Origin of the sequence: Pseudomonas sp. PDM26 (assembly GCF_019219185.1) — a bacterium.
Classification (GTDB): Bacteria; Pseudomonadota; Gammaproteobacteria; order Pseudomonadales; family Pseudomonadaceae; genus Aquipseudomonas.
On sequence record NZ_JAHUWC010000011.1, the window covers coordinates 199162 to 224489 of the forward strand.

At 62.3% G+C, this 25328-nt stretch carries 22 protein-coding genes; 4 read left to right on the forward strand and 18 right to left on the reverse strand.

Annotated elements, in window-relative coordinates; translation table 11 throughout:
• Positions 1–117: 117 nt before the first annotated feature.
• The 3 genes from KW849_RS21600 to KW849_RS21610 form a co-directional block, all read right to left on the reverse strand.
• Positions 118–711 (reverse strand): YceI family protein, encoded by a 594-nt coding sequence (locus KW849_RS21600; protein ID WP_218431188.1) that lies wholly within the window; start codon positions 709–711, stop codon positions 118–120.
• A 32-nt stretch (positions 712–743) separates the two neighbouring features.
• Complete coding sequence (locus KW849_RS21605; protein ID WP_218431189.1) at positions 744–1295, reverse strand: cytochrome b; 552 nt, start codon at positions 1293–1295, stop codon at positions 744–746.
• Positions 1296–1560: 265 nt separating this feature from the next.
• Positions 1561–3309, reverse strand: coding sequence for a flavin monoamine oxidase family protein (locus KW849_RS21610; protein ID WP_218431190.1), 1749 nt, complete (start codon positions 3307–3309; stop codon positions 1561–1563).
• 223 nt (positions 3310–3532) lie between these two features.
• Between KW849_RS21610 and KW849_RS21615 the strand changes: the two genes are divergently transcribed.
• Complete coding sequence (locus tag KW849_RS21615) at positions 3533–4939, forward strand: adenosylmethionine--8-amino-7-oxononanoate transaminase (protein WP_218431191.1); 1407 nt, start codon at positions 3533–3535, stop codon at positions 4937–4939.
• A 214-nt stretch (positions 4940–5153) separates the two neighbouring features.
• Entirely contained in the window at positions 5154–5873 is a 720-nt protein-coding gene (locus KW849_RS21620) for a 16S rRNA (uracil(1498)-N(3))-methyltransferase (RefSeq protein ID WP_218431192.1), read from the forward strand.
• An 81-nt stretch (positions 5874–5954) separates the two neighbouring features.
• Here the strand turns inward: KW849_RS21620 and KW849_RS21625 are convergent, their stop codons facing one another.
• Genes KW849_RS21625 through KW849_RS21635 form a run of 3 tightly spaced genes read right to left on the reverse strand, consistent with a single transcriptional unit; the run spans position 5955 to position 8506 of the window.
• Positions 5955–6857, reverse strand: coding sequence for a transporter substrate-binding domain-containing protein (locus tag KW849_RS21625; RefSeq protein ID WP_218431193.1), 903 nt, complete (start codon positions 6855–6857; stop codon positions 5955–5957).
• 29 nt (positions 6858–6886) lie between these two features.
• Positions 6887–7237 (reverse strand): RidA family protein, encoded by a 351-nt coding sequence (locus tag KW849_RS21630; protein ID WP_218431194.1) that lies wholly within the window; start codon positions 7235–7237, stop codon positions 6887–6889.
• A 27-nt stretch (positions 7238–7264) separates the two neighbouring features.
• Positions 7265–8506, reverse strand: coding sequence for a D-amino acid dehydrogenase (locus KW849_RS21635; RefSeq protein ID WP_218431195.1), 1242 nt, complete (start codon positions 8504–8506; stop codon positions 7265–7267).
• Positions 8507–8615: 109 nt separating this feature from the next.
• On the opposite strand from KW849_RS21635, the gene KW849_RS21640 reads away from it, so the two are divergent.
• A complete protein-coding gene (locus tag KW849_RS21640; protein ID WP_218431196.1) occupies positions 8616–9533 on the forward strand; it encodes a LysR family transcriptional regulator in 918 nt (305 codons plus the stop codon).
• Here KW849_RS21640 and KW849_RS21645 read toward each other — a convergent pair.
• Positions 9530–10147 (reverse strand): hemolysin III family protein, encoded by a 618-nt coding sequence (locus KW849_RS21645; RefSeq protein ID WP_218431197.1) that lies wholly within the window; start codon positions 10145–10147, stop codon positions 9530–9532. The two genes, KW849_RS21640 and KW849_RS21645, sit on opposite strands and share 4 nt — an antisense overlap.
• Positions 10148–10278: 131 nt before the next feature.
• Between KW849_RS21645 and KW849_RS21650 the strand changes: the two genes are divergently transcribed.
• On the forward strand, positions 10279–11193 hold the full coding sequence (locus KW849_RS21650; RefSeq protein ID WP_218431198.1) for a LysR substrate-binding domain-containing protein: 915 nt from the start codon (positions 10279–10281) through the stop codon (positions 11191–11193).
• A 158-nt stretch (positions 11194–11351) separates the two neighbouring features.
• Here the strand turns inward: KW849_RS21650 and madM are convergent, their stop codons facing one another.
• From madM to KW849_RS21705, 11 genes are all read right to left on the reverse strand, one after another.
• A complete protein-coding gene (gene madM / locus KW849_RS21655) occupies positions 11352–12116 on the reverse strand; it encodes a malonate transporter subunit MadM (protein ID WP_218431199.1) in 765 nt (254 codons plus the stop codon).
• Between the two features lies 1 nt (position 12117).
• The gene (gene madL, locus KW849_RS21660) at positions 12118–12534 is read right to left on the reverse strand and encodes a malonate transporter subunit MadL (RefSeq protein ID WP_160386103.1); all 417 of its coding nucleotides are present in this window, start codon (positions 12532–12534) and stop codon (positions 12118–12120) included.
• Positions 12535–12599: 65 nt separating this feature from the next.
• A complete protein-coding gene (gene mdcH, locus KW849_RS21665; protein WP_218431200.1) occupies positions 12600–13511 on the reverse strand; it encodes a malonate decarboxylase subunit epsilon in 912 nt (303 codons plus the stop codon).
• A complete protein-coding gene (locus KW849_RS21670) occupies positions 13508–14128 on the reverse strand; it encodes a malonate decarboxylase holo-ACP synthase (RefSeq protein WP_218431201.1) in 621 nt (206 codons plus the stop codon). The genes mdcH and KW849_RS21670 overlap by 4 nt, the downstream gene beginning before the upstream one ends.
• A complete protein-coding gene (gene mdcE / locus KW849_RS21675; protein ID WP_218431202.1) occupies positions 14122–14925 on the reverse strand; it encodes a biotin-independent malonate decarboxylase subunit gamma in 804 nt (267 codons plus the stop codon). Before mdcE ends, KW849_RS21670 begins: the two co-directional genes overlap by 7 nt.
• Positions 14922–15773 carry a biotin-independent malonate decarboxylase subunit beta gene (locus KW849_RS21680; protein ID WP_218431203.1) on the reverse strand — a complete coding sequence of 284 codons (852 nt, stop codon included), beginning with the start codon at positions 15771–15773 and terminating at the stop codon, positions 14922–14924. The genes mdcE and KW849_RS21680 overlap by 4 nt, the downstream gene beginning before the upstream one ends.
• On the reverse strand, positions 15766–16065 hold the full coding sequence (locus KW849_RS21685; protein WP_007975424.1) for a malonate decarboxylase subunit delta: 300 nt from the start codon (positions 16063–16065) through the stop codon (positions 15766–15768). Before KW849_RS21685 ends, KW849_RS21680 begins: the two co-directional genes overlap by 8 nt.
• Positions 16065–16940 (reverse strand): triphosphoribosyl-dephospho-CoA synthase, encoded by an 876-nt coding sequence (locus KW849_RS21690; RefSeq protein ID WP_218431204.1) that lies wholly within the window; start codon positions 16938–16940, stop codon positions 16065–16067. Before KW849_RS21690 ends, KW849_RS21685 begins: the two co-directional genes overlap by 1 nt.
• Positions 16940–18610, reverse strand: coding sequence for a malonate decarboxylase subunit alpha (mdcA, locus tag KW849_RS21695; protein ID WP_116579621.1), 1671 nt, complete (start codon positions 18608–18610; stop codon positions 16940–16942). The genes KW849_RS21690 and mdcA overlap by 1 nt, the downstream gene beginning before the upstream one ends.
• 221 nt (positions 18611–18831) lie before the next feature.
• Positions 18832–19293, reverse strand: coding sequence for a chemotaxis protein CheW (locus tag KW849_RS21700; RefSeq protein WP_218431205.1), 462 nt, complete (start codon positions 19291–19293; stop codon positions 18832–18834).
• Positions 19286–25300, reverse strand: a complete 6015-nt coding sequence (locus KW849_RS21705) for an Hpt domain-containing protein (RefSeq protein ID WP_218431246.1) — start codon at positions 25298–25300, stop codon at positions 19286–19288. Before KW849_RS21705 ends, KW849_RS21700 begins: the two co-directional genes overlap by 8 nt.
• Positions 25301–25328 lie beyond the last annotated feature (28 nt).

Genomic DNA, 25328 nt, shown 5'->3' on the forward strand with positions numbered 1-25328 from the left:
TTAAACACTGTAGGAGCGAGCTAGCTCGCGATGGACGTTAACGATAACGCGTACTTCCTGGACAAACGCGCTTCCCTCAGGTTTTTCGCGAGCAAGCTCGCTCCTACAGTCTCAGCATTACTTCGCTTTGACACCTTCAAACGAGACGTACAGATCAACCGCGTCGGACTGTGGGCCCAGGTCCATCATCTTGCCGAAATCGGAACGCTTGATGCTGGTAGTGCCCTCGAAGCCGGCACGGTAGCCGCCCCATGGATCCTTGCCTTCACCCAGGAAAGTGGCCTTGATCACGACTGGCTTGGTTACGCCAGCAATAGTCAGGTCGCCGGCCACGTCGGCCGTGTCTTTGCCAGCGGCGTTTTTACCGGTGGCTTTGACGCTGGTGGACACGAACGTGGCCTTAGGGAAATCAGCCACTTTCAGGAAGTCTTTGCTGGAGACGTGCTTGTCACGTTCGGCGTTGTTGGTGAAAACGCTGGAGGTGTTCACGTTGAACTCGATCTTGCTGTCTTCAGGCTTGGCGGCGTCGAAGCTGAACTTGCCGTCCATGGTCTTGAAGGTACCGGTGATGAAGCTGTAGCCCAGGTGGCTGATCTTGAAGTTGACGAAGGCGTGCTGGCCTGTTGTGTCTACAACGTAGTCAGCCGCCATCACGTTGGCGGACAGCAGAGCGGAACCGATTGCCAGAGCGGCGAGAGTCTTTTTCAACATGCTTTGTTTTCCTTGGGAGTCGAGGTTGAACTTCAGGCTTTGCGACCCAGCATTCTCTTGAGGGTCGCATCACGGTCGATAAAGTGGTGCTTCAATGCTGCCAACGCATGAAGTCCGGAAAAAATTACCAGCACCCACGCCAGGTAGAGGTGAATCGCACCGGCGTTATCTGCCTGGTCCGGCAGTCCGGAAACCAGGGCAGGCACTTCAAACCAGTCAAACACCGGAATCCCGGCACCTTCTGCGGTGGAAATCAGGTAACCGGCAATCATCACGGCGAACAGACAGAAATACAGAAAGGCATGACCGAACATGGCGCCCAGGCGCGTCATGCGGCTGTAACTGGCCAAGGCCGGTGGTGGCGGGCTGATGAAACGCCACAGCACCCGCAGCACCATGACTCCCAGCAAGATCAAACCAATGCTCTTGTGCAGATCCGGTCCGTCTTTGCGCCACGGGTCGTAATAGCCGAGACCGACCATCCACAGCCCGAGGGCGAACAAACCGAACACGGCCAGCGCCACGCCCCAGTGCATGAAGATGCTGACCCAGCCGTAGCGGGAGGTCGAGTTACGTAGCTGCATTGCCTAGATCCCTGTAAGTGCTGGCCCAAGACTATCGGGTTATCTATCGAATTAAAGCCGAAAATTTCGCTTTGAAATATCGAGAAATACGATCAAGAGTCTGAAACAGGCGAGTTAAGGAAAGATTAAAGTCGAAAGTGTTAGAAAAAATGAATACGAACCGAAGAACACCTGTACCAAATGTTTTATTCGATTTTAGACCCCGGCTTTCTTCAGGCAAAAAAAACGCGGCATTTACGCCGCGTTCTTTTTGTCCCAGGGCTTACTACGCCTTGGCATCCATTGCCGGAGTCGCCGCAGGTTTAGCTGCTGGCTTCTTCACCGGCTCGGTTTTCTTGGCCGGTGCCTTGACCGGGGCTTTTTTCGCCTCGATCTTGGCAGCCGGTTTTGCCGGAGCCTTTTTGGCCGGCTCGGTTTTTACCGGGGTCGCAGGCTTCGGTGCTTCCACCGGGGCCGGTGCTTCCGCCGGGGCTGGCACCGGAGCAGGCGCTGGCGGTGCAACCGGCTCAGGTGCCTTGACCAGCTCTGGCTTCTTCTCGTCATCGGAGCCGCCGAACAGGTTGCTGAAGAAATTGCCTTTCTTCGCCGCCACCGCACCAGCGCCCGCCGCAGCGGCCGGGACCACTTTCGCCGGTTCGAACGACTTGCCCGCCGCCAGGTCTTCAACCTGGCCTGCTGCACGCTGACCAGTGCGTAGCGCGCCTTCCAGGGTGCCCGGATACAGGGTGTCGGTGTGTTCGCCAGCGAAGGTTACGCGCTGAATCGGGCGTTCCCACAGGCGCCAGAACTTGCTGATCTGGCCCGGGCCGAAGGCCAGGTAGGCGCCGCCAGTCGACGGGTCGGTGCTGTAGCGACGGATTTCATAACCGGTGAACGAACCGCGAGCCTGTGGATAGAACGTATGCAGGCGAATCAACACCTGATCGACCATCTGCTTGTCGCCGAACGCCTGCATCACTCGTGCATTGTCGCCGGACAGGTTGATCACCACATTGGCACCGCCCTTCAGGGCAGGCTCGATCCACAACATGCCCAGGCCGGTGTTGCTGTAGATCTCGCCAGACATGCGCGCCCTGGATTCCCACACCGGCGTCTTGAACTTCAGCATGATCTGGTCGCGCCATCCGTAGTTGGTGCCCTTGATCGCCGCCAGGTGCTGGGCGTCCAGCGCCGGGATCATCTGGATCTTGTTCAGGGCGCGCAGTGGCACCGCCAGCACGACGTAGTCAGCCTGATAGCTGACGCTGTCGACTTTGACGGTTACGCCGTCCTTGTCCTGAGTGATTGACGAGACCCGGGAATTGGTCTTGATGGTTTTCAGCTGCTTGACCAGGGCCTGGGCCAGCACCGGACTGCCACCGACCAGGCGCGAAGCCCGCAGGTCACGATCGGAGACGCCGCGGTAAACGCGGCTCTGCTGCGCGAAGTACAGCAGCGACAAGCGCGAAGGTTCGTCGTAGCGGGTACGGATCTGCTGGTTGATCAGCTGGCGGGCGGTGGCCGGCAGGTTCTGCTTGTCGAGCCAGCTCGACACGTTGATCTGATCCAGCGCGTACAGCGTGTTGTTGGCGGCCGGGTTCTGCGGGTCGTCGATCGAGCGCGCCAGATCGTCCACGGTCTTGTCGAAGCGCTTGAGCGCCTCGGCGGTGGCCGGCTGTTTGGTCGCCAGGTCGGCGGCGGAGAAATACTCACCATCGATCAGATAGCCTGGGGTCCGCACGAACTCAGGGGCCGGCGTGGTGCTCAGCTTGAAGTTCGATACGTATTTGTTCAGCACCGGTTGGGCCTTGTCGTTGCCGATCCACTCGCTGGTGGCCATGCCGGAACGGCCACCCAGGCTCGACTTGGCTTCCAGCAGGGTGACCTGCCAACCCTTGTTCTGCAGCTCGTACGCAGCAGTCAGGCCCGACAGGCCGCCGCCGATCACGATCGCGGTTTTATCCTTGGCCAGCGCAGACACGCTGAACAGCCCCAACATCACCAGCGCACAGGCGCGCAGCCAACCGACAGACATTCAGCGAACTCCGGAATCACACGAGGAAAACAGCAGTTTTTGCGAGCCAGACGGCTCAAGAACCGCGAAGGATACGTCAGCCTTCAAACACCCGCCAGCAACGTCTACCGGCCTGGATAAAGTAGCTGATTTGACACAATGGGTTGTCCCCGTGGCACGCATTGCATAGGCTTGCGCGATTGTTTGTCCGCGCTGGTCACGGACCGCCTCCAGGAGAGTGAAAATGGGCCTGAATAATCAGTGGATGCAACGCGATCTCGCCGTGTTGTGGCATCCCTGCACCCAGATGAAAGATCACGAACAACTGCCGCTGATCCCGATCAAGCGCGGGGAAGGCGTGTGGCTGGAAGACTTCGAAGGCAAACGCTACCTCGATGCGGTCAGCTCCTGGTGGGTCAATGTGTTCGGCCACGCCAACCCGCGGATCAACCAGCGCATCAAGGACCAGGTCGATCAGCTCGAACATGTGATCCTTGCCGGTTTCAGCCATCAACCGGTCATCGAACTGTCCGAGCGTCTGGTGAAGATGACGCCGGAAGGCCTGACCCGGTGCTTCTACGCCGATAACGGTTCGTCCTGCATCGAAGTCGCGCTGAAAATGAGCTTTCACTATTGGCTCAATCGCGGTACGCCTGCCAAGAAGCGCTTCGTCACCCTGACCAACAGCTACCACGGCGAGACCATGGCGGCGATGTCGGTGGGCGACGTGCCGCTGTTCACCGAGACCTACAAAGCGCTGTTGATGGACACCATCAAGGTGCCGAGCCCGGACTGCTACCTGCGCCCCGAGGGCATGAGCTGGGAAGAGCACTCGCGCAACATGTTCGCCGCCATGGAGCAGACCCTTGCCGAAAACCACGACACGGTCGCGGCGGTAATCGTCGAGCCGCTGATCCAGGGCGCTGGTGGCATGCGCATGTACCACCCTGTGTACCTCAAGCTGCTGCGAGAAGCCTGCGATCGCTACGGCGTGCACCTGATCCACGACGAAATCGCCGTCGGCTTCGGCCGCACCGGGACGATGTTCGCCTGCGAACAGGCCGGCATCCGCCCGGACTTCCTGTGCCTGTCCAAGGCCTTGACCGGCGGCTATCTGCCACTGGCGGCGTGCGTGACCACAGACGAAGTCTACAGCGCGTTCTACGACGACTACCCGACCCTGCGTGCCTTCCTGCACTCCCACAGCTACACCGGCAACCCGCTGGCGTGCGCCGCGGCCCTGGCGACCCTGGATATTTTCGAAGAAGACAACGTCATCGAGAACAACAAGGCGCTGGCGCAGCGCATGGCTTCGTCGACGGCACATCTGGTGAACCACCCGAACGTGTCCGAAGTGCGCCAGACCGGCATGGTGCTGGCCATCGAAATGGTCAAGGACAAGGCCAGCAAAGAGGCTTACCCATGGCAGGAACGTCGCGGCCTGAAGGTGTTCCAGCACGCCCTGGAGCGCGGTGCCTTACTGCGTCCACTGGGCAGCGTGGTGTATTTCCTGCCGCCGTATGTGATCACCCCGGAGCAGATCGACTTCCTTGCCGAAGTGGCCAGCGAAGGGATCGACATTGCGACCCGTGACAGCGTCAGCGTGACGGTGCCAAAGGACTTCCACCCGGGGTTCCGTGATCCGGGCTAAGACAACGGAGAACCCTTGTGGCGAGGGGGCTTGTCGGACCGCCGCACCGCCCCGTTCGGCTGCGAAGCAGTCGTAAATCGGCCATTGCGTTTTAACTGATGTTACGCAATTGCCGAATTTGGGGCCGCTTCGCGACCCAACGGGGGCAAGCCCCCTCGCCACTGAAGCCCGTCAGCCACAAATGCGATTCCGATCCAATTTTTAGAGATTCATCATGAGACTGTCCCGCTTCTTCATCGACGCCCCCTTGAGCATCGGAGAGCACGAGTTGCCCGAAGCCCAGGCCCATTACATCAGCCGCGTGCTGCGCATGGCCGAGGGCGATGCGTTGCAGTTGTTCGACGGTTCGGGCCAGGAGTTTTGCGCCAGGCTGGTCGACGTCGGCAAAAAGCGCGTGGTGGTGCAGATCGATGAAAACTTCGCCGGGCAGGTCGAATCGTCGCTGCACATCCATCTCGGCCAGGGCCTGTCCCGGGGCGAGCGCATGGACTGGGCAATTCAGAAAGCCACGGAACTGGGCGTCACTGAAATCACCCCGATCTTCACCGAACGCTGCGAAGTCCGGCTCAAGGACGAGCGCGCCGACAAACGCCTGCTGCACTGGCGCCAGGTGGCGATCAGCGCATGCGAACAGTGCGGGCGCTCGCGAGTGCCGGTGATTCATCCGCCACTGTTGCTGGCTGACTGGCTGAAGCAAACGCAAGCCGAGTTGAAGCTGGTGCTGCACCCGGTGGCCGAACCGCTGGTGAGCCACGCCAAGCCTGCAAGCCTGGCATTCCTGATCGGTCCGGAGGGTGGTTTGTCCGACGCAGAAGTCGATCAGGCCAAGGCCGGCGGCTTCCACGCTGCCCGCCTCGGTCCACGGGTGCTGCGCACCGAAACCGCGCCTGTAGTAGCGCTGGCGGTGGCCCAGCAGCTTTGGGGTGATTTCTAAAAAGATCGCAGCCTGCGGCAGCTCCTACAGGATGTACGCCATCCAATTGTAGGAGCTGCCGCAGGCTGCGATCTTTTGCATTTACTGCACCGGATCACTCACCGGTTTGGCAATGATCGCCTTGAGTTCGCTGGTCATCGGGAACTCGAGGTTCAAACCCTTCGGCGGGATCGGTTGCTCGAACCAGCGTTTGTAGATGCCGTTGATCTCGCCCGAGCTGTACAGATCCGCCAACGCGCCGTTGACCAGCGCCAGGAACTGCGGATCGTCCTTGCGTACCATGCAGCTGTAGATCTCCCGCGATTGCTCCTCCCCGACCACCACCCACTTGTGCGGGTCATTGGCCTTGGCGCGCTCGCCGTAGAGCAGCGCGTCGTCCATGTAGAACGCCACCGCCCGGCCCGACTGCAACATCTGGAAGGCTTCGCCGTGGTCCTTGGCGCTGATCACGAACATGTCGATCTTGTGATCGACGCTGTAGCTTTTCAGGAAGCGCTCGTTGGTGGTGCCGGCGGTGGTCACCACGTTCTTGCCGCGCAGGTCGGCGAAGCTCTTGATCCCGCTGTCCTTCGCAGTCAGCAACTGGCCTTTGACGTAGATGAAACCGTAGGAGAACGCCACCTGCTTCTGCCGTTCGGCGGTTACGCCGGTGGAGCCGCACTCCAGGTCCACGGTACCGTTCTGCACCAGTGGAATGCGGGTCTGCGAGGTCACCAGGTTGTACTTCACCTGCAAGTCCGGTAGCGCCAGTTGCTGCTGGATGCGCTCGACGATCTTGCCCGCCAGATCCACCGAGTAACCCATTGGCTTGCCGCTGTGATCACCCACGTAGGAGAACGGCACCGAAGCATCGCGATAGCCCAGGGTGATGCTGTTGGCGCTGGCGATCTTGCTCAGGGTGCCGGTCAGCGGCGCTTCATTGGCCTGAACCTGACTGCCGAGCAACAGGCCTAGCGTACAAGCGAGCAACGTGATTTTTTGCATTGTTATTCTCCGTTGTGGGTGTTGGTTTATCAGACGCGTGCAGCGATGACGGTGATTTCCACCAGCACCTGCGGGCGGGCCAGTTCGGCCTGCACGGTGGTGCGGCTCGGCGCCTGCCCCGGCGACAGCCAGGCTGACCAGACCTCGTTCATCGCGGCGAAATCCGTGGTGATGTTCTTCAAGTAAATGGTCGCGCTGAGCAGATGATCCTTGTCGCTGCCCGCCTCGGCCAGCAATGTATCGATTTTCTCCAGCACTTCGCGGGTCTGGCCGCCGGCATCCAGGGCATCGCCCGGCACCTGCCCGGAGAGAAACACCAGGTCGCCAAAGGTCACGGCGCCGGACAGGCGCGGGTTGCTGTGCAGTCGAGTAATGGTCATTGCAATGTCCTCTTCAGAAATCGCTGTTCAGGCGGCCCGGTGGTTGAAACCGAGCAGGTCGATGGAAGGCTCGCGCTCGCCGATCAGCTCGCTGAGCAAGCGCCCGCTGCCGCATGCCAGGGTGAAGCCCAGCGCACCGTGGCCGAGGTTGAGCCACAGATTGCGATACGCCGTCGCACCGAGCAACGGCACGCCGCTGGGGGTGGCCGGGCGCATGCCGGCCCACTCGACGGCTTCGTCGTAGGCGCCGGCATTTGGAAAGGTGTCATGGGCCTGGCGCTTGATCAGTGCCAGGCGTTTGGGGTCCAGCGCAGGGTCGAAGCCGACGATGTCGACCATCGCCGCCACGCGCAATTGCTCGCCGATGCGGGCGTAGACGATCTTGCGGTCATAGTCGGTGATGCTCACGTCCGGTGCCCGGTGACCGGCGCCGATCGGCACGGTCAGGCTGTAGCCCTTGAGCGGATAAAGCGGCAGTTGCAGCCCGGGCAGTGCCAACAGCGGGCTGCGGTGACCGGCCGCGATCACCAGTTGATCGACCGGCAGCATGTGCTCGCCCAGTTCGATGGCGTTGACGCTGCCGTTGCTGTGGCGAATGCCGGTCACCGCTTGCCCGAGGAGAAACTCGCAACGGCCGGACGCCTTCAGTCGTGCGGCCAGTTGCTGGCAGAAACCATGGCAATCGCCGACCTCTTCGTCCGGGGTGTAGATCGCCCCGACAAAGGGCGCATCGGTCAACGCCGGTTCCAGCTGCGCGCATTCGGCCGGCGACAACACCTGCTGTTGCTGCGGGTCGGCCAGGCCCTGGCGCGCATGTTCGAAGCTGCTGTTCTGGCGGAAAGTCACCAGTTTGCCATTGCGCCGCCACTGGAATCCCGCCAATCCATCGTCCTCGCGCCAGGACTTCAAGGTGTCCTGGCTGAGCAGCGCCAGGCGCAGCAAGTGCGCGGCGTTCTCGCGGTTGACCGAGCGGCGGCAGGCGCCGAGGAACGCCGCCATCCAGCGCCACTGGGCCGGGTCGAAGCGCGGGCGCAGCTTTAGCGGTGAATCGCCGCGCAGCATCCAGCCGATGGCTTGCCAAGGCACACCGGCGTCGGCCAGGGGCGCGACATAGCGATAGGACAACTGGCCGCCGTTGGCGAAGCTGGTTTCGCTGCCCAGCGAGTCCCGTGCCTCGACCACCGTCACCTCGAAGCCGTCGCGCACCAGCGCATAGGCCGTTGCCAGGCCAATCACGCCGCCACCGATGATGCACACATGCTGAGCCATGTCCGTCCCTAAAACCGTTGTGAAGACAAGGCCAAGGTTAGAGCCAGGTGACAGACGTTGAACAATGCATAAAGATGGCAAGCCCATAAACAAAGGTTATGGACTTGCCATGCGCCTTCGCCATATCGAAATTTTCCAGGCCATCCGCCAGACCGGATCGATCAGCGCTGCCGCGCAATTGCTGCACGTCTCACAGCCAGCGGTGAGCAAGGTGTTGCAGCACGCCGAGCAGCAATTGGGTTTTCCGCTGTTCCTGCGGGTGCGCGGCAAGTTGCAGGCGACGCCGGAAGCGCTGGAGCTGGAGCGCGAAGTGGACAAGGTCAGTGAAAGCCTGCAAGGCGTGCGACGCCTGGCGCAGAGCCTGCGCCGCGAACCTGGCCACAGCCTGCGCATCGGTGCCACCCCGGCACTAGCCCTGTCATTGCTGCCGCCGGCCATACACGAGTGGACCGGGCGTTACCCGGACATCGTTTGCGAACTCTCCAGCGCCCACAGTCGCGAACTGGTGCAGAACCTGTTGATGCGCGAAGTGGATGTCGCCCTGACCCTGCAACGCCCGGATCACCCGGGGCTCAAGGCCCAGGCGCTGGCGTCCGGCGTGCTGGTGGCGCTGGCGCCGAGTGGTTACTGGCCTCAGGAAGAGGCGGGTAAACCGTTGCCGCTGATGGCGCTGGCGGATGCGCCGCTGATCGGTTTATCCAGCGCCGATCCGCTGGCCGCGCGACTCGACAGTTACCTGGAAGCGGTCGAACCGCCGCCGCGGGTACGCATCGCCGTGCAAACCTACTCACTGGCACGGGCGATGGTGGAATCCGGCGCGGGCCTGGCGGTGATCGATCCGTTCACCGCCCTTGGCGCCTCTTGCGCCAGCACAACGATCCGCCCTCTGACACCGCCGCTGCCCATCACCCTGTACGCAGTGACCCGCGCCGCCGAACCACCGCCCCACACCTTGAACGACCTGTTGCAGGTATTCAGCCGTCGAGCCCGGGAGCAGCTGGATCGCCTGGTTCCGGTACAGCCTTAAAGCACATAAAAGAAAATCGCCACAAAGTGCAGCAGGCTCCCGGCGATGACGAACAGATGCCAGATCCCGTGGGCATGGCGCAGCCGGTCGTCCAGGGCAAAAAAGATAATCCCGACGGTGTACAACACCCCGCCTGATGCCAGCCACGCAAATCCGGCGCCGCCCAGCGCCGCGAGCAGCGGCTTGACCGCCACCAGCACGATCCAGCCCATCACCGCATAAATCACGATCGACAGAATGCGTGCTTCCGAACGCGGCTTGATCTCTTGCAGGATGCCGATCAGCGCCAGCCCCCAGACAATCCCGAACAACGTCCAGCCCCACGGCCCGCGCAGGGTCACCAGGCAGAACGGCGTATAGCTGCCGGCGATCAACAGGTAGATCGAAAAGTGATCGACCTTCTGCATGATCGCTTTCTTGCGCCCGCGTACGCTGTGGTACACGGTCGATGCGCTGTAAAGCACCAGCAAGGTAAAGGCGTAGATCGCCATGCTGACAATCTTCCACGGGCTGCCGTCGAGACTGGCCAGCACAATCAGCCACACCCCGCCGATAAATGCCGCCACTGCCCCAACCAGATGCGTCCAGGCGTTCAGTCTTTCCCCGTGATACATGCGTTGCTCACCTCGAAGTTCATTGCCGCAGAGCGCAAGGCTCAGGCTTCAAGCGTAAAAGCGCAATGTTTCTGTACGACGGGCCCGGCGTAATTGGGCACAATCGAGTCATTCCAGAAAGAGTCCGCCCCATGCTGATCGATGAAGAGTTGACCCTGAAAAAACTCGAGGTGTTCCTGGCCTTCATGCGCACCGGCAACCTGGCGCGGGCCGCTGCCGAGTTGCAGACCAGCAACGTCAGCGTGCATCGGGCGATCCATTCCCTGGAAAGCGCCCTGCGCTGCCCCTTGTTCAAGCACGAAGGCCGCAGCCTGACGCCGCTGGAAAGCGCTTATGTGCTGGAAGAGCGGGCGCAGAAGCTGATTCAGGACGTGGTTGAAAGCGTGCGCCTGACCCGCGAGGCCGCCGGGTTCTCGGCCGAACGCTTCAAGTTGGGTTCACTCTATTCGCTGACAGTGAAGACCGTGCCGCAACTGATCATGGGCCTGAAGATCCGCCGCAGCGAGCTCAACATCGACCTGATACTGGGCTCCAATATCGACCTGCTCTACAAGCTCAAGAACATGGAAGTCGATGCGGCCCTGGTGTCGCTGGACGACACCGTCAACGATCCGGATTGCGAGCAGATCCCGCTGTTTTCCGACGACATCTTCCTCGCCACGCCCGCCGATTCGAAGTTTGCCCAGCGCACCGAAGTCGACCTGGCCGAGGTCCGCGACGAAACCTTCATCACCCTGACCCAGGGCTTCGCCACCCATCAGGACGGCAAGCGGGTATTCGAGCAGGCAGGGTTCGAGCCGAAGGTGGCGATGCAGGTCAACGACATCTTCACCCTGCTGAGCATGGTCAGTTCGGGCGTGGGTTATGCGTTGCTGCCGGGGCGGATTGCGGCGGTGTACGAGAACCGGGTGAAGCTGATCCCGCTGCAGGAAAAGTACCGCTTGCAGCAGCACATTGGCGTAGTGTTCCTGAAGGCCAAGGAGCGTGATCCGAATCTGCTGGCGTTGCTGGCGGAGTGTCGGATGTATGCCAATCGGCAGGTCTGACGGAGCCCTTGTGGCGAGGGAGCTTGCTCCCGTTCGGGTGCGAAGCGCCCGCAAAATCAGGCCACCGGATTTACCTGACTCATCTCGGTGGTAGGTTTCAGGGCTGCTACGCAGCCCAGCGGGAGCAAGCTCCCTCGCCACAAACAGCGGTCACTGGACTACCCAACAATCCCGCGAACTATGAAGAACAACAGCGAAGGCCCCAACAAGCAGCCCAGCCCGGTGTGGAAGGTCGCGGTCAACGCGCCATAAGGCACCAGGCGCCGATCCGTTGCCGCCAAACCGGCGGTCACGCCGCTCACGGTGCCGGCCAGCCCACCGAACACCATCGCCGAGCGCGGATTGTCCAGGCCCATCCAGCGCGCCGCCATCGGCGTACCCACCATCACCAGAATCGCCTTGATCAGGCCGGTGGCAATCGACAGCGCCATCACATCCGAAGTCGCACCGATTGCCGCACCGGTCACTGGCCCGACGATGTAAGTCACCGCACCGGCGCCAATGGTGGTCATGCTCACCGCATCGCGATAACCGAAGGCCCAGGCCATGCACGCGCCGACAATAAACGGCAGTACCGTGCCCAATAGCAGCGCGATCACACCGATCAAGCCGGCCTTTTTCGCTTCCGTGGCCTGCACCTCGAATGCCGTGGCAACGATGGCGAAGTCCCGCAACATGGCGCCGCCCATCAGCCCGATGCCGGAAAACAGCGTCAAGTCCGCCAAGCCTTTTTGCCCGCCGGTCATTGTGCCGCCGACCCAGGCCAGTACCAGGCCGATGACGATGGCAATCGCCGAACCGTGAATACGTCCGAAGGTCAGGCGTTTGGAAAGAATGACCGACACCCACATGATCACGCCGACAAAGGCGAATGCGGTGACCAGACCGTTGTGTTCCAGACCGTTCTTGATGAGATCCCACATATCAGCGACCTCCTGCCGGTGCGCCAACTGGCGTTACATCCACCGGTTCATCAGGCAAGGGTTCGCCTTTATGGGTCCGGCTGATCAGGGCAATGGTGCAGCCGCAGATCACCACCGATCCTATCGCCGCCAACACCGCCACCGGACCACCATGCAGCGCCGTGACCACGTTTTGTTGCGCCGCCATCGCCACCACCACCGGGATGTACATCGCGCCCCAGAAGCCGACGCCCAGCTCGCAATCCTTGGTCATGCCGCCACGCTTGTGCATCCACAACCGAGCGCAAATCAGCAGAATCATCGCGATCCCGACACCGCCGACGTTTGACTTCACTCCCAGCAACACACCGAGCATGTCACCCATGATCACCCCTGCCAGCGTACAGATCGCCAACAGCGCCACACCGTAAATAATCATTGTTGTAGTCCTCAAAGTGCATTTCGAATGTTGTTTTTGTTGTTCGAAGCCTTAAGCCGGGTGATTTAAGAGTGACGGCTTCCCTCCTCACGCATCAGCGCCTGCAAGGTATCGAGCCGTGCACCGTCGAAGGCAATCACGGTGCCCTGCTCGAACACCCGGCGCGCCAGCCCGGTCAGCACCGCACCGGGCGGCAGTTCGATCTGTAGACGTACGCCACGCTCGTAAGCGCTTTGTACCGTGCCGCGCCAATCGACGATGCGGCACATGTTGAAGGCCAGGTCGTCACGCAGGGCTTCAGGCTTGATCAGCGGACGCGCACGACTGCCGCTCAGGTAGCCGATCTTCGGGGTCTGCAGCGGCACCTTGGCGAAGGCTTCGGCCAACCGTAGCGCGGGCGCCTCAAGCAATGGGCAGTGGGACGGCACGCTCACTGCCAGACGCTTGGCCAAGCCTGCTCCGCAACCTTTCGCCAACTCTGCCACCGCTTTCATCGCCGCGTCGCTACCGGCAATCACCACTTGGTTATCGGCGTTGATATTGGCCAGATAAACCGGCATTTCTACGCAGTGCACCCGGGCCAGCAATCCTTCCACCGTGGCCAGGTCCAGACCGATGATCGCGGTCATGCCGTAGCCCTGTGGATAAGCCTGCTGCATCAGTTCGCCGCGCAGGCTGACCAGATGCAACGCATCGCTGAAACCCAAGGCACCAGCCACCACCGCTGCCGGGTAAGCGCCGATCGACAAGCCGGCCACGTAGTCCGGGGCCATGGCCAGCTGACGTGAAGCGGCGACACCGGCGATCAGCAGGCAAAGCTGAACCGCCCTCGTCGACTGCAACGCCTCGGCAGAATCTAGCTGCGTCACATCTTCGCCGAGCAGGTCGCTCGCTTCGTTCAATGTTTCCCGAGGCAAACGCGCCAGCATCCCGGGTTGTTGCGCGCCCTGGCCGGGGAACACCAGCAAGCTGCTCACGCTGCTTGCTCCTGTGGATTCCACGGGTCAGTAACCAGAGTGGCTTGAATGGCATTTTTCAGCAGGACCCGCGACGAAGCACCGGCCCATTCGCGCAAGGCGACGGCGCCCGACGGTGTCTGCAATTGCAGGTCCACGTGGCACACGGCGGTATCAAGAATGGCCACCAGCGCCTGAGCGTCGACACGACTCAACGGGCGCGGCGTACGCAGGATCAGATCGAGATCGCTGCCCGCGTGCAAAGCGGAAAATCCACTGGCCAACTCGAACCCGGCGCTGCCGCTGACACCCCAGACCCAACCACTGTCATCGAGGTACGAGCGCAGTTGCTCCAAGGCCCGCAGCGCCGGGAAATCGCGCTGGCCTTGAACATGGCAGAGTTCTTCCGGCCGCACCTGCCGCGTAATGGCGGAGACTTCCATCACCGTCGCAAATCGCTGTTCGCGCAACGACCCGCGCACGCCCACCGCCACCTGCCCCGCCGCGCTCAAGGCGCGACGGACCACCACCGGTTGACCAGCACTGATCGACTCGGTTACCCACGCAGGCGCATCCGTCGGCAACTGCTGCGGGGTCATGCCCCACAGCAGGTCATGGGCCAGTAGCGTACTCACCACTGCGCTCTCAGCAATTGGCGAACCTTGCTCGACGCCGCACGATTGGCCGCACCGAGACGACCACTGAGATCTGTACCCTTCTCAGCGATATCGCCCATCGCCTGACCCAGGCACTCGGTCACTCGCGCCATATCCGCAGCGGTCGGCTGCTCGATCTGTTCCACTGACAAGGTTTCCCACAGCAACCCGAGGCTGGCATAGCTGTCGATGTCATAGGCCATCGGCGGCACGCTCGCAGCCAGGGCTTCGAGCTCTTCGACGCTGCGCAAGGTCACCCGCGCCGCCGACGCCTTGCCCATGGCGTGCACCATCACCCCCGGATCGCGCAGGGCGATCAAGCGATTGGCCTGATAGCCGTGGGCCAGAAACGCCCCGGACATCGCCTTGCCCACCAGCAGACCGATCACCGCATGACCAGCGAGACGGGCACGGGCATAACTGTCCGCCGCAGCGGCCAGCGCCTGATGGATACCGAGGGCTTCCTCGCGTCGACCGTAAGCCTGGCTCGGCACGTCGACGATGGCGATCAGAGCGCGTTTGCGTGCCTTGTTCTGATCGGCCGCAATGACTTCATCCACAGCCTTGGCCAGGCCCCAGCCTTCGAGCAAACCCACTTCGCCGTTGCGGGCACGGACGAAGCGGTTTTCCGGGTCAGCCACCACCGCGATGAAACGCACAGGCTGATCGCCCAGCGAACCGTCCGCGACCTTCAGCGAAGCCGGCAAGCCTTCGACTGCTTTCGCACCGGCACTCAAGGCGTTGAACCAGTTCAAACCACGCAGGGAATACGGACTCATGGGCGTTCTCCTTGGTACAGATCGCGAACCACGGACGGCTCGATTTGCGATTCGGCGTCCAGACGCGCCAGGCGTTGCAGGAACAACTCGGCCTGCCGGCTGCGCGGCCGTGCAGGCAAACCCTGCTGGAGCAACTCAGCCACCTGTTGGCGAATCTGCGCCACATCGTCATCCACGTAACGATCCACCAGACCACTGGCGAAACGCTGTTCACCACCGGTCAGGCTCCAGATGAAGGGCCGGTCGCGGGAGTCGTACTCTTCGAGTCCGGCTTCCTGTTCGATCACCTGCGGACCGTTCAGGCCAAGCCGCGCTTCCTGGGTCACCAACAGGTAGCTGCACAACCCGGCGGCAATCGACATGCCGCCAAAGCAACCGACGCTGCCCGTCACCACCCCGACCACGGGTTGGTACTGCTGCAAATCGACAATCGCCGCGTGGATGTCGGCAATGGCCGCCAGGCCGAGGTTGGCTTCCTGCAAGCGCACGCCGCCGGTTTCCAGCAGCAGCACGGCGCGGGTCGGGATGCCGTTGCGGTTGTCTTCGGCGGCCAGTTCCAGTGCGCCGGCAATTTTTGCTCCGCCGACTTCACCGAGGCTGCCGCCCTGGAATGCGCCTTCGATGGCCGCGATCACCACCGGCAAACCATCGAGATTACCCTTGGCGATCACCACGCCGTCGTCGGCTTGCGGCACCACACCCTGGCGCGACAGCCACGGCGACATGATCCGTTGAAAGGGATCGAGCAGTTCGCGGAAGGTGCCGACGTCGAGCAACGCCTTGGCCCGTTGCCGCGCACCGAGTTCGACGAAACTGTGCTTATTGAGCAGGGATGCGCTGTCAGTCATGGCCGATCTCCTCGAAGCCTTGCTCCAGACGCAGACGCACCACGCCGGGTGTCGCGCCGAAATCGTGGATATCGATATCCATGGCCGGTGGCGTCTGGCCGTCGAACATCCGTGCGAACAGATGCTGCCAGCGTTGTTCACTGCCATTGACCGAGGTCTGCACATTGATTGTCAGCTTGCCGGCCTGACCCGGCTCGATCAGCACTTCCAGATCGCCCGAGCCGACACAACCCACCAGGGTGCGACCGCGTGGCGGCTGCCCGGCGGGGAATTCAAAGGATAAGGTTTCCATCAAAACACTCCCTGGATGAGGCCGTCGCCAGACGCGATACGGTCGATGAACAGGCAGGCTGCGAGCAGGTCGGCAGCGCCGCCGGGCGAGGCATTCAACGCGATGAGTTGTTGGTCCAGCTCATGCAGGCGGCGACGTCCGCCGAGGCTGGCACTGCCACCGGCATCGAGCACCGCCCGGGCACCCAGTTGCATGGTGTTCAGGCCCTCTTCGCCTGCGCGGTAAAGCACGCAGGTGTCGGCCAGATTCGTCATGATCGCCAAGAGTGCATCGAGCCGGGCGTTGTGTTCGCCATGACCGGCGGCGCGGCTGCGAAGAAGTTGTGGCAGGGCACGTTGGGTCACCGCCGGAAAACCGAGTTGCGCTTCTTCACGAGCACCGCGAGCGCCATAGCGTTGGGCGACTTGCGCACCGTGACTGAGCGGACGTGGTGCAAAACAGTCGTCGAGCAAGGCCAGCCGCGCAGCACGTATCGCTACGCTATTGGCACTGCAGGATTGAGGTTCCAGCGCCACGGCAGTGACCAACAGGCCCAAGGCCCAGATCGCCCCACGATGGGTGTTCACCCCGCCAGTGGTGTCGAGCATCGCTTGCTCGCCTTCACGACCGATACGGCCCACGGCTTCGCGCAGCGGCAGCCCGACTTCGCCGAACTCGATGGCTGCTTCAGCCATTTCTTTAAAAGCCGGCCACAACGACAACGCCGAAGCGTGCATCAGCCCCAGGTGTAAATCGGTGTGGGCGCCATTGCCGCGACGGTCGACCAGTGCCGGTTTCGGCGACAGATCCGCTTCGTCGATCAGCGCGTCCACCGCCAGGTCCGCCAGCCGTTCGGCCAGGCTCAGGTTTTTTGGTTGCAGGTTAAGTGCGTGCATTACCAGCTCCTGAACTTGGCGGGCGGGTTGTAGAGGCCACCGGACCACTCCACCAGATCGGCCACGCTTTTCGCCGCGAGCAGTTCGCGGGTGGCGTCGGTGCGGCGGATGCCGAGGTCTTCGGGCAAGGCAATCAGGCCTTCGCGGCGCATGCGTGCAGTGTCTTTTGGGTTGTGGCGCAGGCCGATGGCGGTTACCCCGGCGACCGCGGCGATCATCGCCTGGCGCTCTTCCAGCGAGCGCGCCTTATACAGGTAGGCGATGCCTTCTTCAGTCAGCAGGTGGGTGACGTCGTCGCCATAGACCATGATCGGCGCCAGTGGCATACCGCTTTTCTTCGCCACATCGACCGCATCGAGGGTTTCAACAAAAGTCGGTTTGCCACCCTCCTGGAAGGTTTCGACCATCTGCACCACGAGCTTTTTACCGCGTTCGAGCATGGGCTCGGCCACATCGGTGTTGCGCATATCGAGCCAGGCCGGCGTACCGTGACGACGACCGCGCGGGTCATGGCCCATGTTCGGAGCCCCGCCGAAACCGGCCAGGCGTCCGCGCGTCACGGTGGAAGAATGACCGTCGCCATCGACTTGCAAAGTCGCGCCGATGAACAGGTCCACGGCGTATTGCCCGGCCAGTTGGCTGAACATCCGATTGGAACGCAGGGAGCCGTCGCGCCCGGTAAAGAACACATCCGGCCGCGCCGCAATGTAGTTTTCCATCCCCAGTTCGGTGCCGAAGCAATGCACGCTTTCGACCCAGCCACTTTCAATTGCCGGGATCAGGGTCGGGTGCGGGTTGAGCGTCCAGTTGCGGCAGATCTTGCCTTTGAGGCCGAGGGACTCGCCGTAGGTCGGCAGGATCAGTTCGATGGCCGCAGTATTGAAACCGATACCGTGGTTGAGCGACTGCACATTGTGTTTTTCGTAGATGCCGCGGATCGCCATCATCGCCATCAGCACGTGCACAGGCTTGATGTGCCGTGGATCGCGGGTGAACAGCGGTTCGATATAGAACGGCTTGTCCGCCACCACCACGAAGTCGACCCAGGAGGCGGGAATGTCTACACGCGGCAGGTCGCTGACGTCGTCCACCAATTGGTTGACCTGAACGATGACGATGCCGTCGCTGAAGGCCGCCGGCTCGATCAGTGCCGGGGTGTCTTCGGTGCTCGGCCCGGTGTAGATGTTGCCCGCGCGGTCGGCCATGAACCCGGCCGACAACACGACGTTGGGAATCAGGTCCACCACCAGCCGTGCGTAAAGTTCGATGTAGGTGTGGATCGCGCCGATTTCCAGCAGGCCGTCTTCGAGCAACTGGCTGATGCGCAGGCTTTGGGTGCCGGCGAAAGAGAAGTCGAGCTTGCGGGCGATGCCGCGCTCGAACAGGTCCAGGTGCTCGGAGCGCCCGACGCTGGGCATGATCATGTGCAGGTCATGCAGCTTTGCGGGATCGGCCTTGGCCAGAGAGCGCGAGAGGAAATCCGCCTGCTTCTGGTTATTGCCTTCGAGCACCACGCGGTCGCCAGGCAGGATCAAGGCCTCCAGCGCCGCGACGATGTTGTCGGTGGGCAACACCACGCCATCGGCAAGCCCTCGCACCAGCTCGAGGCGCCGCTGCTTTTCGCTGCGCCGCCGCGTCCATCGCGAGTCGGGGGATATTGTTGTTGTCATGACCACTCCACGGGTTCGCTGTCGTGGAGCTACCTTAGAAGTGTTGGCCGTAGCGTATCAATCAAGCAGAGTGGTGGATCGTTACGCTCAGGTTAATGGTTGTCAGAACTGACGCCTTCGCGGGCAAGCCCGCTCCTACAATGGCTCTGCGGTGCACACAAAACCCTGTAGGAGCTGGCTTGCCAGCGAAGGCGTCAACACCATCAACACAAAAATCGGGATCAGTCGATCAACCCGGCATCCACCAACAACTCCTCCAGCGCCAACAGATCCGGCACCTTGGCCACCTGCTCGCCCACCTGCACCGCCGCCTGCTCCAGCGCACACAACGGCACATCCACATAACTCAACTGGCTGTCGAGCTTGCAAGAGCGCGGAATCCCCTGCACCAGCAGCGCAATGAATTTCAGCTCGGGGCGCCCGCCGAGAGCGTTGAGGATCACGATCCGCGCACGTTCGCCGATGACGACTTTCTGCGCGCAGGCCGACTCGAAACTCAGCAGCGGAATCTGCCGGTCGCGCCACATCACCAGGCCCAGGTACCACGGCGGTGTGTCCAGGTCGAAGGTCCCCGGCTGCTGGTAGTCGATCAGCTCGGCAACGGCGACGTTGGGCAGGATCAGGCTGCGGTCGGCCAATGGCAGCAGCAGGCCGGTGAGGTTGCTGGTGCGGTGCTCAAGCATGGGTCTTGCTCCACAAGGCGATGCTTTCGAGCAGCACCGATTCCTGATACGGCTTGCCAAGGTAGTCGTTGACGCCGATGGCCATGGCGCGGTCGCGGTGTTTCTGTCCGGTGCGGGAGGTGATCATGATGATCGGCAGGTGTCGCAGACGTTCGTCACTGCGCACCTGGGTCGCGACTTCGAAGCCATCCATGCGCGGCATCTCGATGTCCAGCAGCATCAGGTCGGGCACGTGTTCTTCCAGCAGCAGCATGGCATCGACTCCATCCTTGGCGGTCAGCACGTTCATGCCGTGGCGTTCGAGCAAGCGGCTGGTGACCTTGCGCACGGTGACCGAGTCGTCGACCACCATCACCAGCAACGGCCGATGCGGTTCGGCCTCGACTTCTTGCCCCGCCGGACGCTGGGGCACTCGGGCCTGCATGGCGCGGATCGGCGCCAGCAAATCCAGAATCAGCACCACCCGGCCGTCTCCGAGAATCGTTGCCCCGGACACCCCTTGCACCGCCGCAAACTGCGGCCCCAGGCTCTTGACCACGATTTCGCGAGTACCGGCCATGGCGTCCACCAGCACCGCGATGTGCCGCTCATTGCACTGCACCAGCAGTACCGGCAATGGCAGGCTCTGGCCCAACAGCTTCGGGCGCGGGCTGGTTTTCAGCAACTCACCCAGGTAGCACAGCTCGTAACGTTGTCCGGCGTATTCGTAGGTCGGCGAATCGAAACGGAAATACCCTTCGAGTTCATTGGGCAGGACACGAACGATGCTATCGATGGTATTGAGCGGGATTGCGTATTGGTCCTCTCCGCACTGCACCATCAACGCCCGGTTGACCGATACGGTGAACGGCAGGCGAATGCGGAAATGCACGCCCTGCCCCGGCACCGAGTCGATGCTCATGGTGCCGCCCAGTTGCCGCACCTCTTCGTGCACCACGTCCATGCCGACGCCGCGCCCGGAGATCTGGGTGATTTTTTCGGCGGTGGAAAACCCCGGTTGCAGGATGAACTGCAACACGTCGTGATCACTGATGACACTGTCCGGGGCGAGCAGGCCGCGCTTGATCGCCTTGCGCCGCACCGCGTCCAGCGGCACACCGGCGCCGTCGTCGCGGATGTCGAAAATGATGTCGCCCCCTTCGCGCAGCAGATCGAGGGTGATCTTGCCCTTGGCCGGTTTCCCCGCCGCGAGCCGCGCTTCGACGGACTCCAGGCCATGATCGACGGCGTTGCGCAGCATGTGTTCCAGCGGCGCGGCCATGCGTTCGAGAACGTTGCGATCCATCTCGCCTTCGGCGTTATCGACAATGAAGTCCACGTCCTTGCCCAGTTCGCTGGACACCTGCCGGACGATGCGCTGCAAACGCGGGAGCATGCGTTCGAACGGCACCATGCGCGTGCGCATCAGGCCTTCCTGCAATTCGGTGTTGATGCGGCCCTGCTGTTGCAGCAGGTTTTCCGTGTCCTGATTGCGTCGCTCGAGGGTTTCCTTGAGGTCGAGCAAGTCAGAGGCCGATTCGAACAGCGCCCGGGACAACTGCTGCAACTGAGAGTGGCGGTCCATTTCCAGTGGGTCGAACTCTTCGTAGCCCAGGCGTTCGGCGTCGACTTGCTGGCGGCTGAGAATCCGCCCCTGGGTTTCGGTGTCGAGGCGGCGCAACTGGTCGCGCATGCGCTCGATGGTGGTCTCCATCTCATTCAGGGCGATGTGCGCGTCGTTGACCTGCTGTTCGATCCGGCCACGGAAGATCGATGTTTCACCGGCCAGGTTGACCAGATCGTCGAGCAACTCCGCCGAGACCTTGACCATGTCGGTGCCGGCATCGGACGGTGGCGCCAGCGGCTCGGCCTTGGACGTGGCCGGCGGAGCAATCGGCGCGGGGGCTTCAGGCACGGCCGGGTGGCTGAAGTTCCTGATCGCATCGATCAAACGGTCGGCAGGCGGCATCGGCTCACCGGCACGGGCCGCGTCGAGCATCTGCGCCAGGCGGTCATGGCTGCGTTGCAACAGCGCGAACAACGGCTCCGTCGCTTGCAACACGCCGGTGGACAGGCCTTCGTAGAGGAACTCCAGTTCATGGGCCAGATCACCAATCGCGGCGATTTCCACCATACGCGCGCCGCCCTTGAGGGTGTGCAGGTCGCGCAGCAGGGTTTCCACTTCCTGCCGATTCGAAGGCTGGGCCTGCCAGCGCTCCAGCGCCGCCCCGGAGCTTTCGATGATGTCGAAACCTTCCTCGAGGAAGATCTCCAGCAATTCCGGATCGTGCCCGGCCGAGTCGCTATCAGTCGCCTGCCGGGCCGTCTCGGTGCCGCCCGCATGATCTCGGCGGTAGGCACGCATGGCTTCGATCAGCTCACGGGAATCGTCCAGTGGCTGGTTGGGCTGCAACTGTTCAAGGTACAACGCCAGTCGCTCATGGCTCTGTTTGAGCAGCACCGCCAGTGAATCACTGAAGGCATAACGACGGTCCACCAGGCCCTGGTAAAGGCTTTCCAGTTCATGGGCCAGATCGCCGACCGGCCCGATCTCGGCCATGCGTGCGCCGCCCTTGAGGGTGTGCAAATCCCGTTGCAGGGACGACAGCGGCGCGGCGTTGTCCGGGTCGCGCAACCAACGCTGCAAGGCCTGACCGGCGCTTTCAAGGATATCCACCGCTTCTTCAAGGAAGATCGCAACGATTTCCGCATCCAGCTCGCGCCCCTCTCCTGTAGGAGCGAGCTCGCTCGCGATGGGCGTTAACGATGACGCGTTGTCATTGGATAAGTGCGGCGCATTTGAGTCCATCGCGAGCGAGCTCGCTCCTACAGGGGGTAGCGTGCGCTCAAGCTCCGCAGTGGCGCTGCCCAATTCACGGATGCTCAGGCTACGGCTGCCATCGCTGCGGATCAGGCCCATGGCCGACGGGTCAAGGCTCTCGTCGAGCAGTTCGCGCAAGGCCCTGATCCGTTGCGGTTGCGGGCTGACTTCCTGGCCCGCAGCCAGTTCGTCGAGCATGTTGATCAGCGCTTCGTGGGCACCCTGTGCCTCATGGAAAAACCGCTCGCTGACGGCCAGGCTGCTTTCTTCCACGGCCCCGTACAGGTCGAGCAACGCTTCGCACAGCTCATCCACCGGGTGCAGGTCGGCCAGATGGGCGCCTTCGCCGAGGGTGGTCAATTCGTCCAGCAGTGCGCTGAGTTCCTGACGTTCGCCAGGGTGTTGCTGCCAACGCTGCAACAGGCTTTCGGCGTCCAGCAGGATGTCCATGCCCTGGGCGAGGAAGTTGTTGATCAGTTGCGGATCGCGCTTGATCCGCAGCCCGGTGTTCGGCGTGTTCAGAAGGTTTTCCAGACGCTCGGCCAGCAGCGCCCTGGCGCGCTCGGTCAAACCCCGGGCGCCGGGAATTTCCGCCAGCGGATCAGTCTTGAGCTGGCGCAAGCCGAGGCGAAACAACCCTTCAGCTTCCAGCAGCAATTCGACTTCATCCAGATCCAGTGCGATCAGGTGCGCCTTGTATTCCCGGGCCAGTTGATCCAGCGGTGCGGCCAGTTCGGCAATCGGCAACACGCCGGCCATGGATGCACTGCCCTTGAGGGTGTGCAAGGCGCGCTGCAATTCGTCGCTGGCCGGCAACGGCACATGTTCGGCGGCCTGATCAAGGAAGCGATTGAGGCTGCCCAAGTGGGTTTCGGCCTCTTTGCGGAAGATCTCCAGCAACAGCGGGTCGAGGGCCGCGACATCCTGCGTATCCTCATCGGACACCGGCTCATCGCCCTTGGCCAGGGCATGGGCGTGGGCAGCCAATTGATCGACATCGCTGCGCTGGCGCTGGGCATTGGCGGCATATTCAGCCACCAGCTCCGGAAGCAGCTGCAGCACATCGCCGATCAGTTGCTGCACCGCAGCACCCGGCTCCACGCTGCCTTCCAGTACGCGATTGAGCAGGTTTTCCACGGCCCAGGCCAGCTCGCCCAGCACCAGGGCGCGCACCATGCGGCCACTGCCCTTGAGGGTATGGAAGGCACGGCGCAGCTCACTCAGGGCCGAGCGGTTGTCAGGGTTGACCGACCAGCGCGGCAAGTACTCGCGCAGGATCTCCAGGACTTCGTCGGTTTCTTCGAGGAACACCTCACGCAGTTCCTCGTCCACCGGCTCTTCACCTGCTGGCGGCGGCAGCAGGCTGCCCGGAGTGTTCAGGGCGGGTGGGTTCAGGCTCGAAACCGGGCTGGCAAGCACATCGGCCAGGGTCTGAACGACCTGCGGATCATCCAGCTCCTGCATCATTTGCATGACCTGCGCTTCGGTCGGGTTGAGCGCATCATCAAGCACTGGCACATGCTGCTCACTGGGGAAAAACCCGAGGCTGGCCAGGCTTTTTTCCGCGACATCGAGCAGGTTTTCACCCTGCGCTTGCGGGTCATCGCTGAGGCGCTCGAGGTAGTACTCGACGCTGGTGATCACGTCGGCCAGGCTGTCCAGTTCCTGCCATTCCGGCTGACCCGGTTCGAGCAACAGGTGCTCGCGGATAAAGTGGTTGCAGGTTTCGACCAGGCTCGCCGCCCGGCCCAGCGGAATCATCGCCAGCGCGCCGCGCACCTGGGTCAGCAAGGCCGGCAGCGCCTGCAAATGCTGGCGATCCCAATCGGCGTCGATGTAGTCGACGATCATGTCCTTGGCCTGCTGCAAACAGATGCGGGCCTCCTTGATCACGATCTGATGGATCTGCGTCAGGTCGGTGGTCGGCAGACGATTGTCATCCTGGCTCTCCGGTTCCACGGTACCGACCATGCCGGCCAGCGTCGCTTCGACGTACAGCAAGGCCCCGGCAACGTCCATGAGGATGGCATCGTTGGGTTCGCGCTGGCCCTGGGCGAGGCTGAGCACCACCGCCAATTGATCGATGATCACCTTGCGCGGCTGGCCGAAGCCCAGGACCGCCAGGGTGTCGGCGATTTGCCGCAGCGGGGCCAGCAGGCTCTCGAGGTCAGAGGTGTGCTGGCGGTCACTGCGCACGAACAGATCCAGACGTTCCTTGACCCGCACCAGCTCTTCGCACAGCGCGGCCAGCACCGAGCGCATGGCGTCACGGTCGGGACCGGCCAGCCGCGCGCGTTCTTCATCGACCATCGCGCTGTCGGGCAGCGCGTCGTCCAGTGAGTAGCGTTCTTTCATGGTCAGCATCTGCCCGGTGGGATGTTCGGCCTTTGCAATGTAGAACAGCAAACTCTTGAGCAGCTCCGGCGGCGCCGGTTGGTTGATGCCTTGAATGCCTTGTTCGAGGAGACGCTTGAGTTCCATGTCGGCATCCCTGAACAGGCTGCGCAAGGCCGGGCTGTTGGCAATCGCACCGCCCTGCATGCCTTCGACCAGCGCCGATGCCACCTGCCATAACGGGCTCAGGGGTGCATTGGCGCACAGTGCTTCGAGTCGGGTGAAGACCTTGGCCAGGTAATCGAGGCTGGTGTCATTGTCCTGTTCACGCAGGAACCCGACTAGAGCCATTTGCAGCATCTGCCGCAGCTTGCGCAGCACACTGGGCAATTCGGCCGGCTCCAGTTGTGCCAGCGTTTCTGCGTCCAGCGCTGGTAACTCGGGCAATTGCGGGCTGAACAGGCTGGTTTCCGACAGCAGGCTTTCGCCACGGGCGCTGCGCAGGTCGTTGATCAGTGGCAACACCACCAGAGGCAAGTCGCGACGCGCGCCTTGCACCCGGTCGAGGTAGATCGGCAGCTGCCCCAGGGCCTGCATCAACAGGTGCAACGCCTCGTCGCGATGGCTGACACGGTTGTCCTGCAAGGCCATGGCCAATTGTTCCATTTCTTCGGCGAGCAACGCCGCGCCGTAGAACTCGACCATCTGCAAACTGCCGTGGACCTGATGGATGCACGAAAGGCAATCATCCAGCGCTTGCGTCGCCTGCGGGTCATCGAGCAGGTTTTCGATCGCGTGATGAGCCTGTTTCAGCGTTTCGGCAATCTCGCCCTTGACCCATTCGAGGGCCACATAGTCGTGCCGATCACCCATAACCACTTCAGTCACCATAGTTCTACCC

Coding starts and splice junctions, on each gene's coding strand:
- KW849_RS21600 (WP_218431188.1), bottom strand. CDS start 711: ATGTTGAAAAAGACTCTCGCCGCTCTGGCAATCGGTTCCGCTCTGCTG.
- KW849_RS21605 (WP_218431189.1), bottom strand. CDS start 1,295: ATGCAGCTACGTAACTCGACCTCCCGCTACGGCTGGGTCAGCATCTTC.
- KW849_RS21610 (WP_218431190.1), bottom strand. CDS start 3,309: ATGTCTGTCGGTTGGCTGCGCGCCTGTGCGCTGGTGATGTTGGGGCTG.
- KW849_RS21615 (WP_218431191.1), top strand. CDS start 3,533: ATGGGCCTGAATAATCAGTGGATGCAACGCGATCTCGCCGTGTTGTGG.
- KW849_RS21620 (WP_218431192.1), top strand. CDS start 5,154: ATGAGACTGTCCCGCTTCTTCATCGACGCCCCCTTGAGCATCGGAGAG.
- KW849_RS21625 (WP_218431193.1), bottom strand. CDS start 6,857: ATGCAAAAAATCACGTTGCTCGCTTGTACGCTAGGCCTGTTGCTCGGC.
- KW849_RS21630 (WP_218431194.1), bottom strand. CDS start 7,237: ATGACCATTACTCGACTGCACAGCAACCCGCGCCTGTCCGGCGCCGTG.
- KW849_RS21635 (WP_218431195.1), bottom strand. CDS start 8,506: ATGGCTCAGCATGTGTGCATCATCGGTGGCGGCGTGATTGGCCTGGCA.
- KW849_RS21640 (WP_218431196.1), top strand. CDS start 8,616: ATGCGCCTTCGCCATATCGAAATTTTCCAGGCCATCCGCCAGACCGGA.
- KW849_RS21645 (WP_218431197.1), bottom strand. CDS start 10,147: ATGTATCACGGGGAAAGACTGAACGCCTGGACGCATCTGGTTGGGGCA.
- KW849_RS21650 (WP_218431198.1), top strand. CDS start 10,279: ATGCTGATCGATGAAGAGTTGACCCTGAAAAAACTCGAGGTGTTCCTG.
- madM (WP_218431199.1), bottom strand. CDS start 12,116: ATGTGGGATCTCATCAAGAACGGTCTGGAACACAACGGTCTGGTCACC.
- madL (WP_160386103.1), bottom strand. CDS start 12,534: ATGATTATTTACGGTGTGGCGCTGTTGGCGATCTGTACGCTGGCAGGG.
- mdcE (WP_218431202.1), bottom strand. CDS start 14,925: ATGAGTCCGTATTCCCTGCGTGGTTTGAACTGGTTCAACGCCTTGAGT.
- KW849_RS21680 (WP_218431203.1), bottom strand. CDS start 15,773: ATGACTGACAGCGCATCCCTGCTCAATAAGCACAGTTTCGTCGAACTC.
- KW849_RS21685 (WP_007975424.1), bottom strand. CDS start 16,065: ATGGAAACCTTATCCTTTGAATTCCCCGCCGGGCAGCCGCCACGCGGT.
- KW849_RS21690 (WP_218431204.1), bottom strand. CDS start 16,940: ATGCACGCACTTAACCTGCAACCAAAAAACCTGAGCCTGGCCGAACGG.
- mdcA (WP_116579621.1), bottom strand. CDS start 18,610: ATGACAACAACAATATCCCCCGACTCGCGATGGACGCGGCGGCGCAGC.
- KW849_RS21700 (WP_218431205.1), bottom strand. CDS start 19,293: ATGCTTGAGCACCGCACCAGCAACCTCACCGGCCTGCTGCTGCCATTG.
- KW849_RS21705 (WP_218431246.1), bottom strand. CDS start 25,300: ATGGGTGATCGGCACGACTATGTGGCCCTCGAATGGGTCAAGGGCGAG.